Here is a 24,329-nt window from a genome sequence, read left to right as displayed (position 1 = left end):
TTTACTTAATAAGGTAAGACACTTCTAAAAGGTAGGTTTTTGCATCACCAAGCAAAGAGAACGCTCTATCGATGGTTTTAAATCGATCATCAAGCGAGTCGCTAGATATCAGCTGGCTGAATGTTTGCAACGAAAAAGCTTCGTTTGCTTTGAAGAACTGATGTACGTTTTCAAGCTGAACTTTATGAATATGCTCCACCTTATTTAGGGCGGTGGTTAAATCGGAAATGTTAATCGACATTGCTACTCGGGAACCTTATCAATAAGACCTATATGAGGTCATAGAGTGGGGTTTTATATTTTGCGACAGAGAGTAACACCGAAGAGCAATTTATAGTCTGATGAAGATCAATTTGCCTTATTTAAGCATCTGTAACGCGACACTAGACGTGTACCTAGAGCTAGTACACGTTACAACGCTTGAATATAGGCTAGGGTTTCACCTGATCAAAAGTAAAAGCCAAGTCCGACTAAAAGCCCTTGAGAAGCTGTATCATATTCAAATACTCCCTCATTTTTGTAATCAACCCAGGTCGACTTGTAAGCTAAGTTGAGATCAGACCATTCGTTAAAACGATAACGAACACCAGTTTGAATGGCATAAGTGAAGTGAGTATCGTTGCCAAGTCCGGCGTCGATGCTGGCATGAAATCGCCAGTTTTCGCTCAATTCATCAATGAGTCGCAAGCCAACTAAAAAATCGACCCAATCTTCTTGTAATGACAGTCTATCTTCTAGTACCCGGTTATCATTACGATACAGCTTGCCGGTGATGTCATTGTCCCACCAACGTAATCCAAACATATAATCCAGTTTACCAAATGAATATTGTTCGCGTTGGAATGCCTTTGCTTCTAGAACACCTTGCCGTATTTCGATGTCCGCACGATAACGAGCGTTAGGCAGAGCGCCCTTGATATTATTAACATCACCACTTAAGTTCATGAAACTATAATCTATGTAGTAGCCCCACTTACTTTGGTAAATACTCTCGAATCGCAACATCGCCCCAATATCGAGGTGGTCTACGATGAACTTAGGATCGACATCCACCTCTGATGAAAAGCGACCAATACTGGTATCCCCGTGGATATTCAGTCCTAGCATGTACACTTCTATGCTATTTCGCCAACGAGATTCTTGTGTCTCGGTTGAGAGCGCTACTGATGTAGGTAATACAAGAATGAGTGAGGAGAGTGATAGCAGGTTACATGGTTTCATCCAATTTCCTTTTCGGCTTTTCGTCAGCTTTCAGCTTAGTAGAAGTCGCTACACTCTGCATAAAAAAGGGAAGCAACTTGCTTCCCTGTAATTAACATTGACTTTAGAGTTGTTTGGCAATGTCTGAGGTTAGGCTTTCTAAGCCTATGGATAAAGCGTTGACGAGCGCTTCATAGCCCTCATCTTGAAGCGGCTGAGAGATTTGTATTGGCGCGCTGTTTTCTACCTTACCTTCGGCATTAATGAGTAACCATTCCCCCTCAATTTCGATATTACCTTTGTAGCTGCCATTAAATTTATTTAACGTAAGCTGTAGTTTGGCTTCACCGCTTTGATCCAACAGATTATTCATTTCAGTCGGCCAGTAATGACTTTGCTTGTGACGTAGTTCCGCGACAACTCTCTGAGTGATTTGCTCGGAAATACTGTGCGCCCATTGATTGTGTTTTGCCTGAATAACTTGGGTCTCAGAGGTTCGATAAACAATGCCATTATCATTCAAATAACTCGCCAATGTCACTGGACGAACAACTAAAGTTGGGCGCTGAGCGATATCAGAAGAGCTCAGCGTCACTGGTTCCGCCTTAGGTAGAAGGTACATAGCTCCTTTAGTTTGCGGAGCGCTACTGCAACCCATTAGACCGACAAATAGCGCGATAGACAGAAAGAATACTCGTTTCATTAGTTTTTGCCTTTAACTGGTATTGGGTCACTGATTTCATCTTCTCCAAACACGAGAGAGTTTGGCTTTTCGTTTAGCTGTTTAAGTACGGGTTTAAACTCTGTCATCACGCTTTCTAATTCTTTTAGCGTGGCTTCCATTTCGCTGTACATGGTTGAGTTGGGCCCATAACCATCGAGTGTTTTTTGTAATTGCTGTAAGCTTTGGCGAATATCTGTTGGGATCTCTTGCGTCTCTTTTTGATTCAAAAGTTTATCAATACTGTCCGCCACGCGTTCTGCTGAAGCTAACGTTTTTTCAGACGTTTTTAACGTTGAATTGAGAGAGTCTAGTGTTTCTTCCATTGGTAAGTTATTAATCTTATTTAGGAAGTCGTTCACTTGGCGCTGAACCTGCGCAAAACCACCACGCATGGTTGGGAAAACATCTAAATCAGCAAACTTACTCGGTACGTAAGGCTCGTCGTTTGGATAGAAGTCGGCGTCAACATACAGTGCGCCTGTTAATAAGTTACCTGTTTTTAAAGTACCACGTAGGCCTTTAGCAAACTCACTCTTCAATTTATCTTTTAACATTGGTAAAGATTGGGATTGGAAATCGCCATAAACACGGCCGAGCTCGATACGTACCAATACAGGGATTTTTTTCGCAGAAAAGTTCTCTTCTGGGGTTGGAAGTCGCATTGGTACACGCATCACAGTACCAATTCTCAAGCCTCGATATTCGACAGGTGCCTTACGTTTAAGTCCTCGTACCGATTCATCAAAAAGCATAACGAATTCAATATAATCATCGTACATGCCTTCTCGAAGTTGTTTAATATCATCGTACAAGCGGAAGTTGACCATATTTTCAGTGAGCTGTTCACCGGATTCAAGACCTGGAACGGTATCGAAGGTAACACCACCCGTTAGCATGCTCTCTAATGAGCCAAACTTGACTTCGAACCCTTCAGCATTGAGCTGTAAATCTACGCCAGAATTCAGCCAGAACTTGGTACGAGTGCGCACTAAGCTGTCATAAGGCTTGAAAATAAAGAGTTGGTATAACGCTTTGCGAGTGTCAACATCAAAGCTGGTTTTCTCTACACGACCAACCGTAAAGCCTTTATAAATGACGGGGTCACCAACGCCTAGCTTACCAGCCTCGCGGTGTGTTAACACAAGGCGTAACCCCTCTGCATCAGGAGAGGCCACTGGGGGAACATCTAAGACCGTAAAGCGCTCTTTCTCTATCTTAGATTTACCCGGTTGAAGTTGGATATAAGCGCCAGAGAGCAAGGTCTCTAAACCTGAAACGCCATCACGGCCAATGCGAGGCTTCACCACCCAAAACATGGTGTCATCTCGCAGCATGCGTTCTGCATCCTTGTTCATTTGTGCCTTAGCGATGATGTGATCGTAATTTTCACTGAGAGTGACTTCAGTAATCAGTCCGACTTTTACATTCAATGCTCGGATTTCGGTTTTGCCAACCTCAATCCCATCTGCGGTTGGCAGTTGGAGAGTAATTTGTGGGCCTGTACTGTTGATATATTGGAACAGCATCCACGCTCCCATGGCTAGCGCAAGGATCGGGACAATCCATATCGCAGAAATCTGCTTTTGCGGTTTTATTTGAGCGGTTACGTTGTTCTCATCACTCATATTTGGCTTTCTCGTTTAAGTTGTCAGAAATCGGCTCCTGCACTTCGTTTTGTGGCAATTGCCACAACAAACGTGAGTCAAATATCATTGCAGAAAGCATAGTAAAAATGACCACTGCCGCGAAAGAGAGCGCAGCAGGACCTGGATAAATCGCCATTAAGTTTTGCAGTTGAACCAGTGCAACTAAGATCGCGACGACGAAGATATCGATCATGGACCAACGGCCAATAAACTCAGTTATGCGGTAGATCTTTAAGCGTGAAATACTCTCTTCGTGCGGAAGATATCGCGCTTTTTGCGCATTGTAATACAGCCACGCGAGTGCCAGCATTTTCGCCATTGGAATAAATACGCTAGCAAAGAAAATTACCATCGCAATAGGGTAAGAACCTAAATGCCAAAGCAATATTACCCCCTCCATGATAGTCGAACCTTCTGCATGTCCAAGGCTTACGGTGTACATCATAGGGTAGAGGTTCGCAGGGATATAGAAAATGACTGAAGCAAACAAAAGCGCCCAAGCTTTTTGTAAATTGTCTGCGGGGTTGTATCTGTGAATAGGGCTTTTACAACGAATGCAGTGTTGGTGTTTTTTAGCTTCAATAGGGTTGAGCTGGTGACACGTATGACAACCAATATGGTTGTGGTTATGGTGTGTATCACCCTCTTTTACATCAGATAGCTCGATAGCTGGAATAAAGTGCCCCCAGAGCCAGCTTTTGTCGACCATTGATATGCATTTGACTACCAGAACGGTATATACACAAAACGCCCAGAATGAAGTGCCCATTCCTATGTCTACGAGGGAAGCTATTTTAATTAAGCTGACCAACACGCCAATCAAAAAGACATCCACCATTAACCAGGGTTCGACTCGAAACAGAAGACGGCATAAAACTTTTGCCATTCGTTGCTGCTTTTTAGAGGGGGTATGTTTACGTGCTTTTAATGCTTCAAGGTGAAGAAAGAGAATGAGGCCAACATAGATTGCAGGTAAAACGATAACTGTTGCGAGTAACAGCACACCCAAAAGCACATTTTGAAACTCAGCCAGCATTTTTGCAGCGTGCAACAAGGTGATTTCTTGCGACAACCCTTGCACGCTGAACGACATAAAAGGGAAAGAAATGCTTAGCACTAACATGATCAAACATGCCGATGATATGGCGATCACGCTTTGGTAAGGCTTGGCATTCACTTTAGTCAGCGAATGCGAACATCGAGGACATTGTGCTTTTTGCCCCTGTTCGATATCGGGAATGCGAACAACAAGGCCGCACTCTTCGCATGAAATTAACTGACGGGAATTAGGTTGAATACTCATCGGGTAGGTTTTAGATTCATTTGCTTTAAGAATACTCTTTTTTCACTAGGCACGCTTGTTTTGATTCAGGAGTTTACGAGTTTCTTACTTTTGGCATTAGAGCATATGGGAGATCTAAGACATAAACGAAGTCGCGTTTGGTACAAGATTTTACGGCGAAGATGAGTATGTTGGAAGTCGAAAATAATGTGATATTGCTTGTCTGTGGAGGGGTAATTACTTGTTTTTAAGGGTAAGTAATCCTGCCCAGATAATCTGAGCAGGGAAAAGAGTATTTTATTTAAAGTGGTTAGTTGTACTTTATTTGACCGTTCCGCTCTTAAAGGCATTGGCCCCGACTTGCGTACCGTTGAGCGTTTTGCCGTAATAGCCTTGGTGCTGGTGATATTTCTCCGCGTTTGCGGTGACATTGCCTTTGAATCGAGGATCTTGTGGACGCTCATGGCTGTTGACGTATGCTGCGACATCCCAAGCTTCTTGCTCTGTCAGCTGCACACTTTTCCCAAGCGGCATGTTTTCGTAAATAAAATAGGCTGCAGTGTTAATCCGGTGCATACCTGCGCCCCAGTTATACGCATATTCGCCCCAAAGTGGTGGAATGTATGAATGGTCGTTGGTGTCTTTGATGCCTGAACCGTCGGCGCGATGGCAAGTTTCACAGTTCTTTTCGTAGACCAATGCGCCTCGCTCTATTGATGGTTCTTGCTCAGGGGCGGCGATTTTTGGGTAGCCACGCCCAGAGAGATTACCCCGCTTTTCAATTGGTAATGCTTGTGCGATGGCTTCGGGCAACGGGAAGTCTTTTGCTTTTCCACCAATTTGCAACGTTTTTGCGTCTAGTTCTGGAATGGGTTCATCCGCCATACCATGTTTGTCAAGCAAGCCGCCCATCGCTAACCAGTAGGCGTAAGCACTAAGGGCAACAATTTCTGTCGAATCGTAAGCGGGCGCTTTACCGTTCATGGAATACTCGAAACAACCTTGGATACGGTCAGCATAGCTGTTTACGCGATCGTTTTTCTTACGATATGCAGGGTATGCCATGTAAGCTGCCCACAGTGGCGCAGCGTTTGCTTTTCGTCCTGCCTCCATATGGCAGTTCACACAGTTTTGTTCGTTGCCAACGTATTTTCCGCGCATTTGTTGTGAGTTAACAAAGAGCGAGTAACCGCGTTTTACTTGCTCACCAAATGCGGTGTTTGGGATTGTGCTGAGATCACGCGGTTTTAAGTATTCACCGTGATTTTCTTTTTCTATCGCAGGTAGCTCTTTCTGGCGGTCCGGTAATGGATCGTTAGCTAGTACGAGCGTAGAAATGAAAGGCAGTGCGAACAAAGAATAGAAACGTTTCATGACTGCTCCTAGTAACGTAATGAGGCAAAGTAGTAAGCAAGATTTTCGATCTCTTTGTCAGTGAGATTTTTTGCGATGGTCCCCATCATATTGAGCGGGTCGCCACTGCGAGTGCCGTTTTTCCATGCCATCAATTGCGTTTTTAAGTAATCAGCATGTTGGCTTGCGAGGCGAGGGAACTTGTCGACGCCCATACCGCTGGCTCCATGACAAGTTGCGCAAGCTGGAATATTTCTATCCCAATCGCCTTGGAAAATTAACTTACGATACGGGTTACGAATATCAGCTTGGTCGCCGCGTTGTTCTGGATTCGTGAACTCATAGCTCGGGAGGTTAGCAAAGTACTCCATAACTTCCTTACGGTCTGCGGGATCGCTGAGTTCCTTCGCCATGCCTTGCATGACCACATTTTGGCGTTCGCCACTAAGGAATAGTTCGATTTGAGTGTTGAGATAATTCGCGTTTAAACCAGCGATCATCGGCGCGATATTTGGCTGTCCCATGCCATCTTGGCCGTGACAACCGCTACATACGCTGGCTTTTTCCGGAATAGACGAGGCGCTTGCGCCCATAGTGGTTGCTAACAAACAGGCCACCACCACTGGAAGAATTTTTGACATGCTGACTCACTTTAATTTTTATTAATATGTCTAAGTGCTACTTGGTAGTCACTTGGACAATATTGTCGGCCTTGTCAATAATGAAAGGTATTGTGGATTTCCACATATTTAATAAGTGTAAATGGCCGTATTTGTTTTTATTGGTTGTTCTATAAGCGATAAAAACAAAGTGGTGAAGAGCTGCACAAATCGGCAGCTCTAAGTGGTAGAGACGTCTTAACGTGCGGCGTTACGCTTTGCGGATTTTGGCCGGCAGGGACTGACGTGCCGCCGCGCCCACTACCCAATCCAACAACACGCCTTTGCCTTCTCGAGTAGGGTCAATTAAGCCAATGTCGTTAATGTTGACGCCATCTTGGCTGCGCGTTTTTACGGGTTGTTGTTTATCGCCGATCCAGTGCGAGCGTTGTCCTAGCTCGGTATGACCAAACCCATGTTCAAATCCGAGTGTACTAGGGCGAATCCCGCTGACTATCATCGCGAGTGCTTTGGTGCTTGCAGATGGTGTCTCGATAACAAACTCATCACCTGTTTTAATGCCTGCGCGCTCGGCATCGATTGGATGGATGTACACTGGGTTTACGCCTTTAATCGAGTTCAACCTTGGCGATAGATTGGATACCGCACTGTGAATGTTGGATTTAAAGTTCGTCAGGCTGAAAGGCCACTCTGAGCTTGGGAACTGGTCTTCCATTGGTGTGCCATCGGCCAGTTTTTGTGGATGCCATGTTGGGCAACCGGTGTAGAAATCACCGGTCATGGTGTTTCTTGCGCTGCCGACACGTTCATTCCATATCGCAACAGGTCGTGTCCATTTGTGCTTCATTTGCTCACCTTGATACGCTTCGGTTGCATTTTCAAAGCGTCCACCGCGAGCAAAAATAAACGCCACACGTTTCATCTCATCCGCTGTCAGCGTCTTCTGCATGGCTGGCATTAAACGCTCTAGGCCGGACCACGCAATGTCTTCTGCCGAAACTTCAGGCACCCCGCCTTTCACATACGCCAAGTTTGCCGCGGAACGTAAGTAGAAATCTTCAGCGCTGTGGAGGGCGTGCCAATTCCCTTGCGCATCTTGAATCGCGTTGTCACCAAAGCCGCCTAGTTGCATTTTCTTGGCGACATCAATCAAAAAGTTTTCTAAGCAAATTGAACGACCATCGGCGGTTTTCTCTGTTCGCGCTCCCACAATCGGCCAGCGAGCGGTGACGGTTTTCACCGGAACGTCGTGCCAAGGCGTTGCCATACCCCAGCTTTCGTAGGTGACCGTGTCCGGCACAATATAGTCCGACAATGCGGTGGTTTCGTTAATGAACGCATCAACAGACACAATCAAACCGAGTTGTTTTGGATCTTTAAGCTTGTCTTCCAGCAGCGCTTTCAAACCGGGTACACCATACATTGGGTTCGCCATGTGATTGATCCACGCTTTAACGCGGTATGGATAACCATCAATAGCCGCAGATAGGTGCTCTGTCAGCAGTGGCGCTGCAAACGGATACCAAGGTGCGCGAGTTGGGTAAGGGGATTTTCCTGCCTCAACGCGACGCTTGTATTCGCTGGTTTTGTGGTAGGGGAATTTACTGCGCGATAGAAAGACGCCTTTCGGGCCGACCTTACCCGCAAATTTGGTGAAGTCGTAACGAGGACCCGCAGCGGAAGTTGGGTAGCCACCCGCTTTGGCCATCGCGCCGCCTTTCATGTTGATATTACCAATCAATGCATTGAGCATCATGATGGTAAACGAGTTATAGAACCCATTGGTGTGCATGTTGCCACCGTGGGTATCGACCACCGCTTTTGTGCCGTAGCTGGTGAAGCGTTTCGCTAGTTCTGCGATTTGCTCAACAGGGATCTCACATTGTTTGCTGTAGAACGCAAGGCTGTATTTGAACGCCTCTTCTTTGAGCCTTTGTAGAGACGATTTTACTCGTACTTCGCCTGATGCAAGCGAAACCGTTTTATCGACAAACAGTGCCGCTTCTTCTGTCTGGGTATGCACACCAAATTCGCCGCTTTGATCATCCACGATGACGTACGGGTCGGAGTCAGACAACGCTTCGCCCTCGAATGGCAGATTCAAGTCCGACGCGCGTAAAAACGTGCCGTTTCTCGGGTGCTGATTATCGCTTATCACAAGATGCGTAGCATTACACCAGTGCGCGGTGCCGGCTCGTTTCATCGCGTTTGCCCCCGGCTGCGCCAAGAAGGTTTTGTTGTAGCGTTGGTTTTCGATGATCCACTGGATCATGCCAAGCACGAGGGCAGAGTCGGTGCCCGGTTTGATTGGTATCCAGCGGTTGTTGTCACCGGCGGCCAAGCTCGATGAACCCGCCGGCAAACTTGGCGTGATGATGGTGTATTCCAAGCTGCCTTCTGTTCGCGCATTGGCGAGTTGGCGCGCCTGACGCTTAAAAGGGTTACCCGCTTGAGCTGGCGACATACCGATGAAGATGATGTATTCCGCATTATCAAAATCTGGCTTTAAGTGTGCGTTCTTATCTAAGTCGTTCATAAATGCGCCGCTGCCAGCACGAAATGCATAGCCGCAGTAAGAGCCATGATGCCCAAAGTTACGTGTACCATAGCTGTTGAACGCGAAGCGTTTGAATATGTCGTCTCGGCCTTCGTTACCGGCGTTGGTCATTAACAATTGGTTGGCTTTCGGTCCATATTCTGGGTTTTCAGGATCTACGGGCGTTGTTAAATCGCGGATGTCGCGTAAGCCATCAATATGGCCTTCACCAAATAAATCACCACCCTCTACGACTTCTTCTATCAATTGCTCGTAGCTGATCGGAATCCATTTTCCTTCGCCGCGTTTTCCAACTCGTTTCAGTGGCTGAGTAATGCGGTACGGGCTGTTGCGAATTTCTAGCATCCCATTGCCACGTGCGCATGCTGTTGAACGACCGTCAAGGCCCGCTTCTCCTGCCAAACTTAAATAAGCATCTTTGACTGGCGTTTCGAACGGAATGTGTTGCTGATGAGAGAGTGGGTGATATGGGTTGCCAGTAATACGCAAAATATCGTCGCTGCGGTTATCAATGCGTACACGCAATCCGCACAGTGACCAACAACCAAAGCACATCGATGGCGCAACGCGCTGATTTGGATTAGGGATTAGGTTGCCTTTGCTGTTGACCGTGTACTCTGGTTCAAGCGAGTTACCGTGGTGAATATCACGCGTTTTTTCTCCCGCAGTGCCTTCGAGCGCACCCTCGACTATGTGTTTGGTGGTGGTAGCGTAACCCGCAGCGAATGCGCCAAGCCCACCCACTGCAATGCCTGATTTCAAAAACTGACGGCGTTTGTTATCCATGATGAAATCCTCTTTGATTAGCGTTCAGTTAAGGTGAGTGATGAGGCTTTTACTTCGATCTTTTGTTTTGACTGAACCAGCTCCGAACCGAGCAGTGCCAGTGCAAGCCATAATCCGAGCATGCCGATAATGCCTATCCAGCCATTTCCATCCATAGTGAGTTGGTATGGATACAGCCCTGCATCGAACTTGGCGATGGTTTGCACTTCCATGATGGTAAACCAGCGAATCAGCCATGCACTTGCCAGTGCGGCAGCAGACACGAAACTGAGCCCTATGACGTGACGAAATCTGGCTGATGCGGACTTTTTGGTATCGCGCAAGAAGATGAAAGCGAGCAAAACACAACCTAAAACGACAAAAGTGAGCAGGGCAATGTTGTGCATCCATTGTTCGCTAGAATAGAGCGAAAATGCGGAATTGTTGGATGCCCAAATCGGTAGCAGTATCAGCGTTAATACACCGCTGGTAACCACTGATTTTTTAAGTAAATTAGTATCGCCAGATGTCAGCGTCTTTGACTGACTAGGCAGCAAGAGCCAAATCAACAGAGAAAATCCGACCGCGCTCATAAATGCAGTGACAAACCAAAGAACCGGCGACGCGGGTTGGTGCCATAAAGAGCGCGATTTAACGACTGCAATTTCAGCGCCTGTGTAGACTGCAATGGTGATGCCTGATAGCACCGTGATAACAGATACCATAAGCATGACTCTACGAGAGAGCGCCCAGTCACCCAGTGACAGCTTTGAAATTAGAGGCAGTACTTTCCCTGGCTGATTACGTAAGTTGATCAGATCCTCGCGGAGATACAGCCATGCAGTCACTACCGCTAAACCTGAGAAAACAGGCAAGAAAAGCGACCCTAAAGACATCCATGACCACGGAGTGATGTGTGCGTAAAAATGCCATGCGCGTCCCGGTTGGTGAAGGTCGCCAGTTAACGCTAATGGCCCCACGATGGCGCCGATGGCCAGCGTCAGAACAAGCGCAGCGCGCAGTCTGTGACTGGTGTGTTTTTCAAATAATAGGGCGATTAGGAATAAAACAGCAGCCGCATAAGCCGAACCGATGTAGAAGAAATATTGCACCGCCCACGGGAGCCAAGCCATCGCTTGAGGTTGGACTAACACTTCGGTGATGTTCATGCGCGCTCTCCCTGTGGGTCGTAAATAGCAGGTTGTCCGTCGATGTGGCTGGTGAAGCGTTCATCCATGCCGATGTAAAACACGTGAGGCTTGGTGCCTTCATTGGGTTTTAGCACTTTGATATCGTCTTGGTGCTTCGCAATTAAGCGGCGGACTTCGCTTGATGGATCATTCAAATCACCAATTACACGTGCACCGCCAACACAGGTTTCCACGCAGGCAGGCAATAGACCTTTTTCTAGACGGTGAGCACAGAAGGTACATTTATCTGCGGTGAGCGTGTCCTCATTGATAAAACGAGCATCATAAGGGCAAGCTTGTACACAGTACGCGCAGGCGACGCAGCGACTGTTATCCACCATGACAATACCATCTTCGCGCTGAAAGGTTGCTTGAACCGGACACACTGCCACGCAAGGTGGGTTGTCGCAGTGGTTACAAAGGCGCGGTAGCATAAAGGCTTTTGCTTCTCGCGTGGCTGTAGAGCCATCATCTAACGTAACTTCGTATTGCTTTACGGTGGTTCGGAATTGACCAATTGGCGCTTGGTTTTCAATGCTGCAACCTACGGTGCACGCTTGGCATCCGACACATTTACGCAAATCTATCACCATGGCATAACGCTTGCCGATTTGTCCTTTTCGGTCAGCGGACTGGTTATTTCGAATAATGTTTCCCGCAGTTGCCGTGCCAATGCCTGCGACTGGAATTAACGCGGCTCCGGCTGTGACCGCGCTGAGAAAGCGACGTTTGGTGGAATCCATAACTCACCTGCTTTTTTGTTGTATTTGAATTGACTGATTCCATTGTGAGAAATGCACTGCGAGGCTTATATTGTGGATTTCCACATACCCAGATCAAACTTGATCTAAAACAAATGTGGTTTAGGGAAGGTAGCTGTTATTCTTGTCGTACTCTCTTGACGGAACGATTCGACTCATCATGAAAAAAGCACTGTGGCTTCAGCTTTGGATTCTTTGCTTAGTTGCCTTTGCATCTTTGACTCAGGGCGCAGTTTCTGAACAAGCAGATCTGCAAGGAATGCAAGAGCAAAAAGCAGAGCAGCCACAGGCCAAGCAAAAAGTCGAAGTGGGCGTGTTAGCGATACGCGGCCATCTTTATGCTGAGCAGAGATGGCAACCGACCATTGATTGGCTCAATCAGCAAATTTCCGATGTGCATTTTGTCCTTCATCCCCTTAACTTGGATGAAATGGGCGAAGCGGTGAAGTTTCAGACCATGGATTTCATCTTAACCAACCCAGGTCAGGCAGTGCGATTGGGCAGGCAATACGCGCTGTCGTGGATGGCAACGCTAACCAGCAGAGCCCCACAAAACTCGAATTACGGCATTGGTTCGGCGCTTGTGGTTCGAGCCAATTCAAGTTATCAAACGGTGCAAGATGTCTCAGGACGTCCCGTTGCGGCGGTATCAGAAAAAGCGTTTGGTGGTTATCTAACGATGCGCTATCAAATAGTCAAAATGGGGCTTAATCCAAACGATTTCTTTTCTGATGTCCGCTATCTTGGTTTTCCTATTGATGCCAACCTGTATCAATTACGTGATGGTAATGTGGAAGCGGCCGTCGTCCCTGCTTGTTTATTGGAACAGATGCTAAGTGAAGGGCTTTTACAACCGGGTAATTACCGAGTTTTAAATCAACAGCCGAACGAGCGCTCGTTATGCGCTGTTTCCACACCGCTTTATCCTAACTGGTCATTTGCCAAAACAGAGCGCGGCTCAGCTCAGATCGCCAAACAGATTGCGCAAGCATTGTTAGCGATGCCACCTGAACACCCTGCGGTTATTGCGGCAGGCGCGTCAGGTTGGACGTCCCCCGTCAGCTTGCTGAGCATCGACAAACTTTATCAGGCGTTGGATCTCCATCCGTTGCAACAACCCTGGTGGAGTGAGGCTCTACGCTGGCTGCGTAGTCATCAAGAATGGGCATGGGCTCTGTTCATGTTTGTGATTGTGTTGAACGCGTACCACTTTTGGCTTGAGTATCGATTTAGCAAGAGTAAGCAAGCGTTGGAGCAGACATCGTTACGATTAAAAGAGAAAAGTGAACAGTTAGAACATTCACAAAGGGTCGCGATTGTCGGAGAAATCGGCACTAGTCTTGCTCATGAACTCAATCAGCCATTGGCAGCCATTCGCAATTATAGTGAAGGCGGTTTACTTCGCTTGGCCAAAAAACGCCCACATGAAGATATTGTCCCTGTACTTGAGAAAATACAGGGCCAAGTTGAAAGAGCCGATGCAATTATTCAGCGATTAAGAACGTTGATCCGCAAGCGTAGTGTCGACAAAGCGCCGTGCGATCTTCAAGTACTCATTGATGACACGATTGAGTTACTCCATTTTCGAATGCAGAAGCAAAACATTTCTATTGTGGCCAGTACAGAAGGGAACATTCGTCCATTACTTGTCGATGCAGTTGGCGTACAACAGGTTTTAGTTAATGTGATCAGCAACGCGATTGATGCGTGTACTTTGTTCCAAGAGAAATATCACTCATCAGGTTATCAAGGTAAAATTGCCCTGCATTGCGATTACCAAATCAGTCAACTCTCTATTCGAGTGTTAGACAATGGTACAGGGTTGCAGCAAGAGAATCCGACTCAAGCGTTTGTGAGTAGCAAAGAAGAAGGGCTTGGGCTGGGGTTAGCCATTTGTCGCGATGTGATGGAAATGCATGGTGGCGAGTTTGTCATCAGCTCGATAGCACCACATGGTTGTTTGGTTGAGCTTGTGTTTCCATATCAAAACTAATCTGAACTAGGCATAGGAGCACTCAATGAGCAGCGGTGAAAAGCAGCTACCTGTTTTTGTAGTCGATGATGATGAATCGGTGCGTGACTCGCTCGCTTTTATGCTGGAAGAGCATGAGTTCAAGGTGACGACTTTTGCTGATGGGCAATCTTTTCTCGACGAAGTGAACATTCATCAGGCCGGATGCGTGATCCTTGATAGCCGAATGCCCAACCTTCGTGGTCAGCAAGTGCACCAAATTTTAAATCAAGCCAACAGCCCGCTAGCCGTTATTTATCTGACAGGGCATGGTGATGTTCCGATGGCGGTCGATGCATTGCAAGCTGGGGCGGTCAATTTCTTCCAAAAACCAGTCAAAGGCGATGAACTGGCACGAGCCATTTTGCAGGGACAGGCGCAGTCTGCCACAAACCTCGATATGGCAGCAGCTAAATCGGCTTATGAATCGCTCACACCTAGAGAAAAAGACATTTTACGTTTGATTATTGAAGGAAAGCGCAATATTCGTATTGCTGACGAACTTTGCATAGCAATGCGAACGGTTGAAGTACACCGAGCTAATCTATTGAAGAAGTTCTCGGCAAAAACCGTCGCAGAGTTGGCATATATTTATGGCAAGCTAGATTAAAGCTTACCGAGTGAAGCCTCTTAAGGCTATTTAGAGGATACAACTTGAGCTTTATGACGACTCGCGTATTATCTTCTTCGTTCTTACTTATCTGAATTCTTATGAGTTTGTTGACTAAACGACATCACACGCCACATAAGCGGGCAAAATGGCTACTGGCGATTATTGGCTGGGTGGTGGTTGTGTGTCTGATGCAAAATTCAGGCTTTGCATCGTCATGCTCTATGAAATATGAGACGGAATCGCCCGCGGTTTCACTTGCTGATGAGCGTTCGAGCGTCAAGTCGATTGATACTAAAGAAACTAGCAAGTGCGAATTGTCTGAAAAGTTAATTCAGTTTTCTCAACATCAACTCGATGTATTTATTGTTGTTCTGTTTGTCGGTCTTTTTGCTTCGGCAATTTGGTTGTGCAGTGCCTATATTGGTGCGCAACATTGGACGGAACCGATAGGCCGTAAGTATCGAGTCCATCTGACTTTCTGTGTGTTCCGAGAATAAAAGCGTGCTTTCTGACCACTAGCGTCAGTTATTTAGCACCTTTGTCTTTATAACTAGGAATCACTATGAATCAAATTACTAAACTGACTCAGTTTGCGTCCATGTTTTTTATGACGCTTGCTTTGAGTTTGCTCTCTCTGAGTGTTTCAGCTCAAACTACTGATACAGGTTGGCTGACCAACCCACAACATCCTCCAGTGCAAACGCGCTTTGTGCTCACTGGTCAACAAGATCCGCAAGCCAAAACAATCACTGGTTATCTGGACGTCAAGTTGGCTGGGGACTGGAAAACTTACTGGCGTTCACCTGGTGAGGGCGGCGTAGCACCATCTATTGATTGGCAAAATTCACAAAATTTATCCAAAGTGGATTGGCAATGGCCGCACCCACAAAAATTCGAACTATTAGGTATCGAGACTCTTGGGTATAAAGGCGACACTTTGTTCCCCATGACGCTGCACGTCGAAGACATGTCCAAACCTGTCACGATTGATGCGGTACTGACACTTTCTTCTTGTACGACGATTTGTGTGCTGACGGACTATCAAATTCAATTGACGTTCTTGCCTTCTGATCTAACAGTCGATGAAGGCGTGATGTTCAGTTACGCTCAAGCAGTGAGCAACGTGCCGCAGCCATCGCCGTTTATTGATGTTACTCAGGCGAGTTGGGATGCGAACCAATCGAAACTACAAATCAAGCTAAAGAACAGTCAGGGTTGGCAACAACCACAAGTGCTGGTGGATGGTGTCGATGAAGCAACGCGAGACTATAGCTTCAAGCTTGAAGGAATGCATCAAGAAGGAAACATCGTCACCGCGAGCTATATCGTTGATACTTGGCTGGGCGATGTGGAGTTAGATGATCAGTCGCTGTTTGTGACCATCAAAGACACCAATTTACTAGCAGAAGAAACCACTCAAGCAACTGCTGAGGCAATAGTTGAACCGTTGCCGAGCACGTCTCTAACGAGTGTTTTTCTATTCGCGTTGCTCGGCGGTTTAATTCTTAACATTATGCCTTGCGTTCTTCCGGTTTTGGGGATGAAGCTAAGTAGTATTGTTGCCGCTCAAGGTATCGAGCGTCGTCAAATTCGCGCTCAGTTTGTTGCCTCGTCACTTGGTATATTAACGTCGTTCTGGATTCTCGCTGGTTTTATTTTGGTGCTCAAGCTAACAGGTAATGCCATTGGCTGGGGCGTGCAATTTCAAAGCCCTTGGTTCTTAGGTTTTATGGTGTTGGTCACCACTTTGTTTGGGGCCAATATGCTGGGGCTGTTTGAAATCCGTCTATCATCGGGTACCAATACATGGCTGGCCTCGAAAGGTGATAACTCCCTAGTTGGTCACTATGTTCAAGGTATGTTTGCCACATTGCTTGCGACGCCTTGCTCCGCGCCTTTCCTGGGAACAGCCGTGGCGTTTGCCTTGGGTGCCGACGTATTAACGTTATTTGCAACTTTTACAGCATTAGCATTGGGTATGGCACTGCCTTGGATCTTAGTCGCTGTGTTTCCAAGTATCGCGCTGAAACTACCAAAGCCTGGCTCGTGGATGAATGTCGTTAAAATAGTGTTTGGCATAATGATGTTGGCAACCAGCGTTTGGCTACTTTCATTAATGGCAAATCATGTTCCGATGTTATGGATTGCACTTATCGCTGTGGCTGCTTTTGTTGTAATGATGGCAAGAGTTAAGAAAGTGTATGGTGAGAAAGCGCTTGCTGTATCCGGAACTGCGTCATTAGTGTTGATAGCTGGTGGCCTGTTACTTGGTAGTGTCACTGCCGACCAATGGGCGACACCGCTTCCTGAGGACTTAGCGTGGCAGAAGCTTTCTAACTCGGCGATTGAAGATCACGTCAATAATGGGCGAGTGGTGTTTGTGGATGTCACTGCGGATTGGTGTGTCACGTGTAAAGCGAACAAGATCGGTGTGATCTGGCAAGATCCTGTCTACTCATTGCTGCAAAGCCCTAATGTAGCGATGTTAAAAGGGGATTGGACACATCCGGACGGCTCGGTAACTGACTTTTTACGAGCTCATGGGCGTTACGGTGTGCCGTTTAACATCGTCTATGGCCCGGCAGCGCGACAAGGTATCCCGTTACCTGTGATTCTGACTGATGATGTTGTTTTAAGCGCGGTGAAACAAGCGAGTGGAGGATCCATTCAATGAGTTCGACAAAGCAGCGTAGAACATTCCGATATTGGCTCGTTCAAATCGTACAGATGGTGCTCATTGTCACCGTCATTTCCATCGTGATGGATTGGTATCGCACCAAAGATATTCCTAAACAGGAGTCACCACCATTGAGCTCCGTATTGAGCGATGGTGAACACTTCGATGCAATCGCGCAAAGTTATGAACAACCTGTCGTTGTTTATTTTTGGGCGACTTGGTGTCCCGCTTGTAAATTTGTAAGCCCAAGCGTGAGCTGGCTGAGTGATGACTATGCCTTAGTTGGTGTTTCTGGCTCATCAGGGCCAAATGAGCGTGTGGCGCAGTTTATGCAGGCAAAAGAATATCGTTTCGAAAACATAAACGATCCTTCAAGCGATATTATGCGCGAATGGAAAATTAGCGTGACCCCAACCATTTATGTTTTAAGAAATGGTGAAATTTCCTCTGTCACAACTGGCGTTACCACTCCGATAGGAATACTAGCGAGAATTTGGTTAGCTCGATAACGCTATAAAAATCCGATATTCAAAATATTGAGTATCGGATTTTTTTGTTGTCCTAAACAACCAGTCGGTCACATACCATAAAGAACTAGTTAACCAATAAGTGTCTAGATGCTTATTGCGTGCTACATTCGAGCATCGTTCTGGTTATCAAGGAGGAAACGATGAACGTAGCAAAAATGTATGATGATGTGTCGGATCGTTATCAAAAGTTGGTGGATGACAGTCACTACGTCGGTCCACGTTGGATTTCTGAGAAGTTAAAAACCTTTCCCATCGAGCAAGGCTCGGTTCTCGACCTAGCCTGTGCGACTGGCAGTATCGGCCATGTCGTAAAAAGTCACTATCCAGAACTCGCCATCCATGGCTTAGACATCTCGTCCAAAATGGTTGATCAAGCGCGCCAAACTAACCTCTATCAAAGCGTCGCGGTTCATAATCTCGATGAGCCATTTTCCCTTTTGTTTGAACAAACCTTCGACCTTATCACCGCACTTGGTTTTACTGAGTTTCTAGCAGAGCCTCAACAACTTCTGGAGTGCATTTCGCATAAGCTAACTGCGAATGGACGATGTTTTATCAGCTTTCAATACCACGATCCGGATGGACAAGATTTGCCTCGAAATACTTATAGTGGATCGGTCGTGCATACGGCATATACCGAAAGTGAAGTTGAGCAACTCTGTCAGCAAGCGGGGTTGGAAGTGGTTTCCCTAGAAAATGTGATTGGTTACGTATCTGGTGTTGGTTATGTGTGTCGATACTTGATGCTAGAGCTGAAAAAGTCACACCGATGAAATAAGTAACAAACAAGGATTGTTTTTGAAAACACAAGATTTAACCGAGTTCGGGTCTGGCATTGAATACGATGCTCAATACGACCAGCATTACCATCACGACATTGCTTTTATCACAAGGTTAATCGAAGAAACCAATGCTCGAAGTGTACTGGATGTCTGTTGTGGTTCCGGCATTGTCACGATTCCAGTCTCTGAGCAACTCAACGAAGCCATTGGCATTGATATTTCTGAAGGGATGCTCAAACACGCAAAGGACAAAGCCAAAAGCAGGAGTAACTTGCGTTTTCTTCATCTCGACGCAACCCAGTTTTCGTTAGGTAAGAAGTTTGACCTAGCCATAATGACAGGGAATGCATTCCAAGCCTTTTTAAGTGATGAGATGCTAGCAGGTGCACTGAGCTCAATATCAAGACACCTCGAAAAAGGTGGGCGATTTGTCTTCGATACGCGGTTACCAACGCCAGAGAATCTAGAACTGGATAATGAGATGGCACTGTGGCAAACCTATGTTTCTCCAACCTATGGTGAAGTGAATTATTTCGGTATGAAGGCCGAGTATGACTTGCAAACATCCATCATGTATTTGAAGAAAGAGCGCCATTTTGAAGGTGGAACGATTGAGTATTCCAGCATTGATTTAAAATATCGTCCGCTGGAAGACATAGAGGTTTTCCTTGAACAAGCGGGATTCAGAATCATAGAGAAGTACCAGTCTTGGTCAGCGCAAGCATTTGAGGCGAATGCCAACTCGCTTGTCTGTGTGGCTAAGAAAATATAAATCAATGTTGAGGGATACAATGCAAGGATTTCGAATTACTACGTCGTTAGATGACATGGATTTAGACGTTATCTACGAGTTCATTTCAAACAGTTACTGGGGAAAGGGCATTCCAAGAGAACGCCTTGAGAAGTCATTGCGCCATTCGTTCTGTTTCGCGGTTTTGGATGATGAAAATCAACTCGTTGCTTTTGCTCGGTTAATTACCGATCGTACCACGTTTGCGTACCTTGCCGATGTGTTTGTTATGGAGGTACACCGTGGTAAAGGCATCAGTAAGTGGTTGATCTCAGAAATTGTTGCTCATCCAGAACTACAAGGCTTACGCCGTATGATGCTTGCAACCCGCGATGCTCATGGGTTGTACGAACAGTTTGGGTTCACTCCTATTGCTCCAGTAGAAAACTTTATGCAAATCTGGAAACCGAATGTTTATCAGAGCTAAATCATGATGAGAGTTGAATCTCAACAAGTGGCAATCAGATACCTCAAAACAACAGACGCTGCTCCCCTGTTTGAAAACTATTTAGGCGATGAGAAAGCATGCCGCTTCCTCAATCGCCAAGCCCACCAAAATGTTAATCAAACCCTTGAAGCTATCGAAAGATGGTGTGCTCAATATGATCAAAAGTCTCCCAATCTCTTAGTCTTCGCTATTGAAGAACTCACTTCTCAAACTCCTATTGGTTGTCTGGTGCTGATACCTGAGCAAGACAGCAGTGAAATCCATTTTGGTATTTCTGCTCGCTATCGGGGAAAAGGCTATGCAACCCAAGCCTGCAAACTTGGCGTTGTCTACCTGCAAAGCTTGGGTATAACGCGCATTCGCACCGCCCCGCATATTGGCAACCACGCGAGTATCCGTGTGTTGGAGAAATGCGGCTTTATCAGCCAAGGCATTTTAAAAGCGCATGCAGTTTTTCCTGCTCTAGGACGTGAGGCGCAAGACTGTATGGATATGCGATTGGAGGATATCGAACAGCGCCATTTTGCACATTGTTCAGAATTAAATTGATAGCGGTTGAAACGAGCGGTTACAGAGCATGTTAGTCGCCATCGTAGACAGCGTCTTTGCTGAATGATTCGTCGAGATTTTTTAGTCTTTGATTGTCAGAGGCGACTGACAAAACCATACCAACTGTGACAACCATACCGCTATTAAAGCAGGATATTATTCCTTCAACTTTGTGTTTTAGGAGTAGTCATTAGACTACCCAATAATTGTTGGAATAAATAATGACGAAACGTTGGCTTGTCTCCGCTGTGAGCATTGCGCTGCTCGGCGGTGGTACGTATTTCTATCTCCAATCTGCCGCTCAACCAGAATTGCTGCCTACATTGATTGTGGAAAAAGGCACGATTGAAAAACAAGCGGTGGCTGTTGGTAAAATTGTCCCTGCACACTCCGTGTCTATCAAGTCACAAATCGACGGTATCGTCGGTGAAATTTACGCGAAAGTTGGTGAAAAGGTGAAGCAAGGCCAGCCGCTGATCAAAGTGCGTCCAAACCCAACCCCCCAAGCATTAACGGATGCATCGGCAGAACTCATGCGTAGTGAAGCCGATCTGGAATCCGCCAAACAAAAACTGTCCAACTTAGAAAGCTTGGTCAAGCAGGACATTATTCCAAGTAACTACGACGAATACGTAAGTGCGCGCTCGGCAGTCAAATCTGCGCAAGCGGACGTATTGCAAAAGCGCCAGAATCTCGAACTCATCCGCAGTGGTGAGGCGTCTATCGGTGATGCGCGTTTAACGTCGACGATCTACGCGCCAATTGATGGCACGGTACTCAACCAGAAAGTTGAGGTCGGAGAGCCGATCATCTCGACTCAATCAAGCCAAGCCGCGACTGAAATGATGTCATTGGCCGACATGAACAGTCTGATTTTTAAAGGTAGCGTCAGTGAGCATGATGCTGCGCAGTTGTCTCCGGGAATGCCCGTTATGTTGACGGTTGCGCCTTATCCTGATGTGGCGATTTCTGGTGTGCTAACCAAAGTGGCGATTCAATCTGAGAACCTTAACTCACCAGAGGGCAATGCTTCTGCAAAAAGTTTTGATAACGGTTTTGAGGTTGAAGTGGGAGAACTCAAGATCCCACAAGATGTGTTGCTTCGTTCTGGTTTTTCATCGACGGCTCAAATCATTCTGAAGAAGTCTGAAAACGTGCTCACTCTACCGGAGCGCGCTCTGCAATTTGATGGTGACGCACCGAATGTTCTGATCCCCGATAGCTCAGAACAAGGGTTTCATAAACAACCTGTGAAACTCGGTCTGTCAGATGGCATCAATGTCGAAGTGCTTGACGGCGTGGAGCTTGATGAAGAGGTTATCGACAACAGTATGATGGGAGCGGCGCATGGTTAAGCTGCAACGATCAACAATCGCCTTTGCATTGTTGGCTGCCACGCTCAGTTTGCCGACCTACGCAATTTCTATTGAACAAGCTTGGCAACAAGCAAAGCAGAACGATCCAAATTACGAAAAAGCGAAAATCGGCGTCCAGCTTGGCGAGGTTGGCGTACAGAGTAGCCGCAGTGCGTTATTGCCGGGTTTAAGTGCCAGTGCGTCAGCGGATTGGAATGAGTCCTCAAGCCATTCGAACAGTTACGGCGCTACCTTATCTCAAACTATTTGGGATAGCAGCTTGTGGTCGGAACTGGATCAAGCGAATGCCAATTATCTCAAAGCACAGTTAGAGCTATCTCAATCACATAACGAGCTTGCGCAGAAGTTGCTCACCGCTTACCTAGATGTGGCAAGCGCACAGGGCGACCTCAAATTGGCACAGTCCAAGCTGGAGGAGGGGAAAGAACTTCTCAACATCATTGAGAAACGCTATCGAGCAGGCAAAGTGAAGTCGGTTGATGTTGAAGAGATGCGAGCGAATCAAGTTTCTGAGCAAGCAAGTATCCTCAATGCAAAAGCCGATCTCGAAGTGAAAAAAGCAGAGCTTGCGGCGTTAATCAATCAAATGCCGGAGAGTGTCGACCAAATTCGAACGGATTCTTTGATTCAGCCACCGATGCTGGTGGACTCTCAGGAGCAATGGCTAAAGCTGGCGAAAGACAGTAGTCCAGAGCTGTTGGTGGCGGCGCAGATGGTGAAAGCGAGCGAGTTCGCGAAAGATTCAGCTAAAGGTGGATACTACCCAACCGTCAAAGGCAGTGTGGGCTACAGCGATGGTGATAGTCGTTCAAACGGCGAGTTTAACGCTGGGATTAGTTTGAGTTTGCCGATTGACCTCAATGGTGCAGTGCGAGCGAAAGTGGACGAAGCATCGTTGAACATTTTAAGCGCCAAGCAAGATATGCATAGAGTGGAAATTGATATTCAGAAACGAGTTATTCAGCAGTTTACGCAGGTCGATATCAACTGGAATCAAGTTTTGATAGCGAACGAGCTGGTTGAGTCGCGCGCCAGAGTGTTGCAAAGCAAAGAGAAACTTTACGACGCTGGCCTGCTTGAAGTGTCGGAAGTTATCAGCGCACACAACAGCTTGTTTGAGGCGAAAAACAGTCTGCAAACCAACTTGTACAGCTACTGGCGTAAGAGAATCGGCTTACTGCAAACCGCAGGGAAACTCGATGACGATACCATGGCGTTGATCTCTCGGGCTTTTCATTCATGAGCAGCCTATTGCAACAAACTTGGCAAACGTTGATGGCGCACCGCATGAAGAGCGTTCTAGCCATTATCGCGATTGCTTGGGGCGTGATCTCTGTGGTGGTGTTAATCGCACTTGGCGAAGGCTTTTATCGCCATCAGACTCAGTCGTTTTCATTTATGATCAACAATGTGCAAGTGGTGTTTCCGTCGAGTACCAGTAAACCGTGGCAAGGGTTACCTTCAAGGCGACAAATTGATATTCCACAAGAAAAAGTCGACATGATCAAACAGTCAGGCTTTGTGCAACAGGCGTCGAGCGTTTACGCCAAATGGGATGCGAATATCACCAATCTCAAAGGACAGAATTTATCGAGTACGGTCAGCGGTATTGATACGTCTTACTTTCCTTTAATGCAACGCAAGCTGCAATCCGGTTCGAGAAACCTGTCACCAAGTGATATGGACAACCACACTCGCGTGGCAGTGTTAGGCGATCAAATTGCGCAAATGGGCGGAATCCAAATCGGGGATAGGCTCAAAGTCAACGGCATTCCGTTTTTGGTGATTGGGATAACCGTTGGTGAGGACACTGGCATTTCATTCGGCGATAGCCGCACGGTTTTCATTCCTCAAACAACGTACCGCGATTTGTGGGATGCGAAACCTTGGATGGTATTGATGAAGCCGAGAGAAGGGATGGATGCATCGTCATTTCGACAAAATATTGTGAACTTTTTCGCCAAGCAGCTTCATTTTGACCCAAGTGATAAAGATGCGGTCGAATTACCCGATTTTAGTGAAGGTGCGGCGGTCATCAGTGGAATTTTGCGTGGCATTCAGATTTTTCTCGGAGCGAGCGGTGCGATGACCATGGCGGTCGGTGCGCTTGGTGTTGCCAACATCATGTTTTTATCCGTCACTGAGCGCACGCGTGAAATCGGTGTGCGTTTGGCGATCGGGGCGACTCAAAAATCCATACTCAGTCAGTTTATTCTTGAGGGGCTTATTTTGGTAGCTGTGGGCACGGCATTAGGTCTGATGTTTTCGTATGCCGTGGTATCTGTCCTAAGCAGCATGGGATTACCGGAATGGATTGGTTTGCCTGTGACCACGCCAGATTCCATTGCTTGGTCTTTACTTGTGACGCTTATCTTGGCATTGATGGCATCGTATTTCCCAGCAAGGCGAGCATCACGTCTCACGCCAGTCATTGCTTTGAGTGCGAGGGCTTAGC

General features: G+C 46.6%; 22 protein-coding genes. 12 read left to right on the top strand and 10 right to left on the bottom strand.

From position 1 onward, the window contains the following. Window position 1 precedes the first annotated feature (1 nt). From R7Q39_RS13715 to dsrO, 10 genes are all read right to left on the bottom strand, one after another. The gene (locus tag R7Q39_RS13715) at window positions 2–241 is read right to left on the bottom strand and encodes a hypothetical protein (RefSeq protein ID WP_033905728.1); all 240 of its coding nucleotides are present in this window, start codon (window positions 239–241) and stop codon (window positions 2–4) included. 206 nt (window positions 242–447) lie between these two features. Then, window positions 448–1,221 (bottom strand): hypothetical protein, encoded by a 774-nt coding sequence (locus R7Q39_RS13710; RefSeq protein WP_042523080.1) that lies wholly within the window; start codon window positions 1,219–1,221, stop codon window positions 448–450. A gap of 103 nt (window positions 1,222–1,324) precedes the next feature. Further along, window positions 1,325–1,903 carry a membrane integrity-associated transporter subunit PqiC gene (locus tag R7Q39_RS13705; RefSeq protein WP_318076382.1) on the bottom strand — a complete coding sequence of 193 codons (579 nt, stop codon included), beginning with the start codon at window positions 1,901–1,903 and terminating at the stop codon, window positions 1,325–1,327. Beyond that, window positions 1,903–3,549, bottom strand: coding sequence for an intermembrane transport protein PqiB (gene pqiB, locus R7Q39_RS13700; RefSeq protein WP_017821656.1), 1,647 nt, complete (start codon window positions 3,547–3,549; stop codon window positions 1,903–1,905). Before pqiB ends, R7Q39_RS13705 begins: the two co-directional genes overlap by 1 nt. After that, the gene (locus R7Q39_RS13695) at window positions 3,542–4,873 is read right to left on the bottom strand and encodes a paraquat-inducible protein A (RefSeq protein WP_318076381.1); all 1,332 of its coding nucleotides are present in this window, start codon (window positions 4,871–4,873) and stop codon (window positions 3,542–3,544) included. Before R7Q39_RS13695 ends, pqiB begins: the two co-directional genes overlap by 8 nt. Before the next feature lie 300 nt (window positions 4,874–5,173). Then, the gene (locus tag R7Q39_RS13690) at window positions 5,174–6,226 is read right to left on the bottom strand and encodes a c-type cytochrome (protein WP_318076380.1); all 1,053 of its coding nucleotides are present in this window, start codon (window positions 6,224–6,226) and stop codon (window positions 5,174–5,176) included. Window positions 6,227–6,234: 8 nt separating this feature from the next. After that, on the bottom strand, window positions 6,235–6,798 hold the full coding sequence (locus R7Q39_RS13685) for a c-type cytochrome (RefSeq protein WP_370687796.1): 564 nt from the start codon (window positions 6,796–6,798) through the stop codon (window positions 6,235–6,237). A gap of 277 nt (window positions 6,799–7,075) precedes the next feature. Beyond that, window positions 7,076–10,168, bottom strand: a complete 3,093-nt coding sequence (locus R7Q39_RS13680; protein WP_318076379.1) for a tetrathionate reductase subunit A — start codon at window positions 10,166–10,168, stop codon at window positions 7,076–7,078. A 17-nt stretch (window positions 10,169–10,185) separates the two neighbouring features. Next, window positions 10,186–11,316 (bottom strand): NrfD/PsrC family molybdoenzyme membrane anchor subunit, encoded by a 1,131-nt coding sequence (nrfD, locus tag R7Q39_RS13675; RefSeq protein ID WP_206959668.1) that lies wholly within the window; start codon window positions 11,314–11,316, stop codon window positions 10,186–10,188. After that, complete coding sequence (dsrO, locus tag R7Q39_RS13670; protein ID WP_318076378.1) at window positions 11,313–12,080, bottom strand: sulfate reduction electron transfer complex DsrMKJOP subunit DsrO; 768 nt, start codon at window positions 12,078–12,080, stop codon at window positions 11,313–11,315. The genes nrfD and dsrO overlap by 4 nt, the downstream gene beginning before the upstream one ends. A 178-nt stretch (window positions 12,081–12,258) precedes the next feature. Between dsrO and R7Q39_RS13665 the strand changes: the two genes are divergently transcribed. From R7Q39_RS13665 to R7Q39_RS13610, 12 genes are all read left to right on the top strand, one after another. Beyond that, complete coding sequence (locus R7Q39_RS13665; protein ID WP_318076377.1) at window positions 12,259–14,091, top strand: sensor histidine kinase; 1,833 nt, start codon at window positions 12,259–12,261, stop codon at window positions 14,089–14,091. Between the two features lie 25 nt (window positions 14,092–14,116). Further along, entirely contained in the window at window positions 14,117–14,719 is a 603-nt protein-coding gene (locus tag R7Q39_RS13660; protein WP_005376701.1) for a response regulator transcription factor, read from the top strand. Between the two features lie 101 nt (window positions 14,720–14,820). Next, window positions 14,821–15,219, top strand: a complete 399-nt coding sequence (locus R7Q39_RS13655; RefSeq protein WP_005376702.1) for a hypothetical protein — start codon at window positions 14,821–14,823, stop codon at window positions 15,217–15,219. 65 nt (window positions 15,220–15,284) lie between these two features. Then, window positions 15,285–17,396, top strand: a complete 2,112-nt coding sequence (locus tag R7Q39_RS13650) for a protein-disulfide reductase DsbD family protein (protein WP_005376703.1) — start codon at window positions 15,285–15,287, stop codon at window positions 17,394–17,396. Beyond that, window positions 17,393–17,908, top strand: coding sequence for a protein disulfide oxidoreductase (locus R7Q39_RS13645; RefSeq protein ID WP_005376704.1), 516 nt, complete (start codon window positions 17,393–17,395; stop codon window positions 17,906–17,908). The genes R7Q39_RS13650 and R7Q39_RS13645 overlap by 4 nt, the downstream gene beginning before the upstream one ends. 161 nt (window positions 17,909–18,069) lie before the next feature. After that, a complete protein-coding gene (locus R7Q39_RS13640) occupies window positions 18,070–18,702 on the top strand; it encodes a class I SAM-dependent DNA methyltransferase (RefSeq protein WP_258515651.1) in 633 nt (210 codons plus the stop codon). A gap of 25 nt (window positions 18,703–18,727) precedes the next feature. Then, window positions 18,728–19,483, top strand: a complete 756-nt coding sequence (locus R7Q39_RS13635; RefSeq protein WP_005376712.1) for a class I SAM-dependent methyltransferase — start codon at window positions 18,728–18,730, stop codon at window positions 19,481–19,483. 19 nt (window positions 19,484–19,502) lie between these two features. Further along, window positions 19,503–19,928 (top strand): GNAT family N-acetyltransferase, encoded by a 426-nt coding sequence (locus R7Q39_RS13630; RefSeq protein WP_005376713.1) that lies wholly within the window; start codon window positions 19,503–19,505, stop codon window positions 19,926–19,928. A 3-nt stretch (window positions 19,929–19,931) separates the two neighbouring features. After that, a complete protein-coding gene (locus tag R7Q39_RS13625; RefSeq protein WP_005376715.1) occupies window positions 19,932–20,498 on the top strand; it encodes a GNAT family N-acetyltransferase in 567 nt (188 codons plus the stop codon). Between the two features lie 221 nt (window positions 20,499–20,719). Continuing rightward, entirely contained in the window at window positions 20,720–21,853 is a 1,134-nt protein-coding gene (locus R7Q39_RS13620) for an efflux RND transporter periplasmic adaptor subunit (protein WP_005376722.1), read from the top strand. Then, entirely contained in the window at window positions 21,846–23,117 is a 1,272-nt protein-coding gene (locus R7Q39_RS13615; protein ID WP_170893494.1) for a TolC family protein, read from the top strand. The genes R7Q39_RS13620 and R7Q39_RS13615 overlap by 8 nt, the downstream gene beginning before the upstream one ends. After that, window positions 23,114–24,328 carry an ABC transporter permease gene (locus R7Q39_RS13610; protein ID WP_318076376.1) on the top strand — a complete coding sequence of 405 codons (1,215 nt, stop codon included), beginning with the start codon at window positions 23,114–23,116 and terminating at the stop codon, window positions 24,326–24,328. Before R7Q39_RS13615 ends, R7Q39_RS13610 begins: the two co-directional genes overlap by 4 nt. Window position 24,329 lies beyond the last annotated feature (1 nt).

The sequence above is a fragment of the Vibrio sp. 947 genome, assembly GCF_033339115.1.
Lineage (GTDB): Bacteria > Pseudomonadota > Gammaproteobacteria > Enterobacterales > Vibrionaceae > Vibrio > Vibrio alginolyticus.
Note: the sequence above shows the minus strand (reverse complement) of the source record. Positions and strands in the feature narration are given on the sequence as shown.

Excerpts from the sequence above, each read along its gene's own strand:
- R7Q39_RS13695 (WP_318076381.1), bottom strand. The coding sequence starts at position 4,873 with ATGAGTATTCAACCTAATTCCCGTCAGTTAATTTCATGCGAAGAGTGC.
- R7Q39_RS13640 (WP_258515651.1), top strand. The coding sequence starts at position 18,070 with ATGAACGTAGCAAAAATGTATGATGATGTGTCGGATCGTTATCAAAAG.
- R7Q39_RS13655 (WP_005376702.1), top strand. The coding sequence starts at position 14,821 with ATGAGTTTGTTGACTAAACGACATCACACGCCACATAAGCGGGCAAAA.
- nrfD (WP_206959668.1), bottom strand. The coding sequence starts at position 11,316 with ATGAACATCACCGAAGTGTTAGTCCAACCTCAAGCGATGGCTTGGCTC.
- R7Q39_RS13625 (WP_005376715.1), top strand. The coding sequence starts at position 19,932 with ATGATGAGAGTTGAATCTCAACAAGTGGCAATCAGATACCTCAAAACA.
- R7Q39_RS13715 (WP_033905728.1), bottom strand. The coding sequence starts at position 241 with ATGTCGATTAACATTTCCGATTTAACCACCGCCCTAAATAAGGTGGAG.
- R7Q39_RS13680 (WP_318076379.1), bottom strand. The coding sequence starts at position 10,168 with ATGGATAACAAACGCCGTCAGTTTTTGAAATCAGGCATTGCAGTGGGT.
- R7Q39_RS13630 (WP_005376713.1), top strand. The coding sequence starts at position 19,503 with ATGCAAGGATTTCGAATTACTACGTCGTTAGATGACATGGATTTAGAC.
- R7Q39_RS13685 (WP_370687796.1), bottom strand. The coding sequence starts at position 6,798 with ATGGGCGCAAGCGCCTCGTCTATTCCGGAAAAAGCCAGCGTATGTAGC.
- R7Q39_RS13660 (WP_005376701.1), top strand. The coding sequence starts at position 14,117 with ATGAGCAGCGGTGAAAAGCAGCTACCTGTTTTTGTAGTCGATGATGAT.
- R7Q39_RS13665 (WP_318076377.1), top strand. The coding sequence starts at position 12,259 with ATGAAAAAAGCACTGTGGCTTCAGCTTTGGATTCTTTGCTTAGTTGCC.
- R7Q39_RS13615 (WP_170893494.1), top strand. The coding sequence starts at position 21,846 with ATGGTTAAGCTGCAACGATCAACAATCGCCTTTGCATTGTTGGCTGCC.
- pqiB (WP_017821656.1), bottom strand. The coding sequence starts at position 3,549 with ATGAGTGATGAGAACAACGTAACCGCTCAAATAAAACCGCAAAAGCAG.
- R7Q39_RS13690 (WP_318076380.1), bottom strand. The coding sequence starts at position 6,226 with ATGAAACGTTTCTATTCTTTGTTCGCACTGCCTTTCATTTCTACGCTC.
- R7Q39_RS13710 (WP_042523080.1), bottom strand. The coding sequence starts at position 1,221 with ATGAAACCATGTAACCTGCTATCACTCTCCTCACTCATTCTTGTATTA.
- R7Q39_RS13645 (WP_005376704.1), top strand. The coding sequence starts at position 17,393 with ATGAGTTCGACAAAGCAGCGTAGAACATTCCGATATTGGCTCGTTCAA.
- dsrO (WP_318076378.1), bottom strand. The coding sequence starts at position 12,080 with ATGGATTCCACCAAACGTCGCTTTCTCAGCGCGGTCACAGCCGGAGCC.
- R7Q39_RS13705 (WP_318076382.1), bottom strand. The coding sequence starts at position 1,903 with ATGAAACGAGTATTCTTTCTGTCTATCGCGCTATTTGTCGGTCTAATG.
- R7Q39_RS13650 (WP_005376703.1), top strand. The coding sequence starts at position 15,285 with ATGAATCAAATTACTAAACTGACTCAGTTTGCGTCCATGTTTTTTATG.
- R7Q39_RS13610 (WP_318076376.1), top strand. The coding sequence starts at position 23,114 with ATGAGCAGCCTATTGCAACAAACTTGGCAAACGTTGATGGCGCACCGC.
- R7Q39_RS13620 (WP_005376722.1), top strand. The coding sequence starts at position 20,720 with ATGACGAAACGTTGGCTTGTCTCCGCTGTGAGCATTGCGCTGCTCGGC.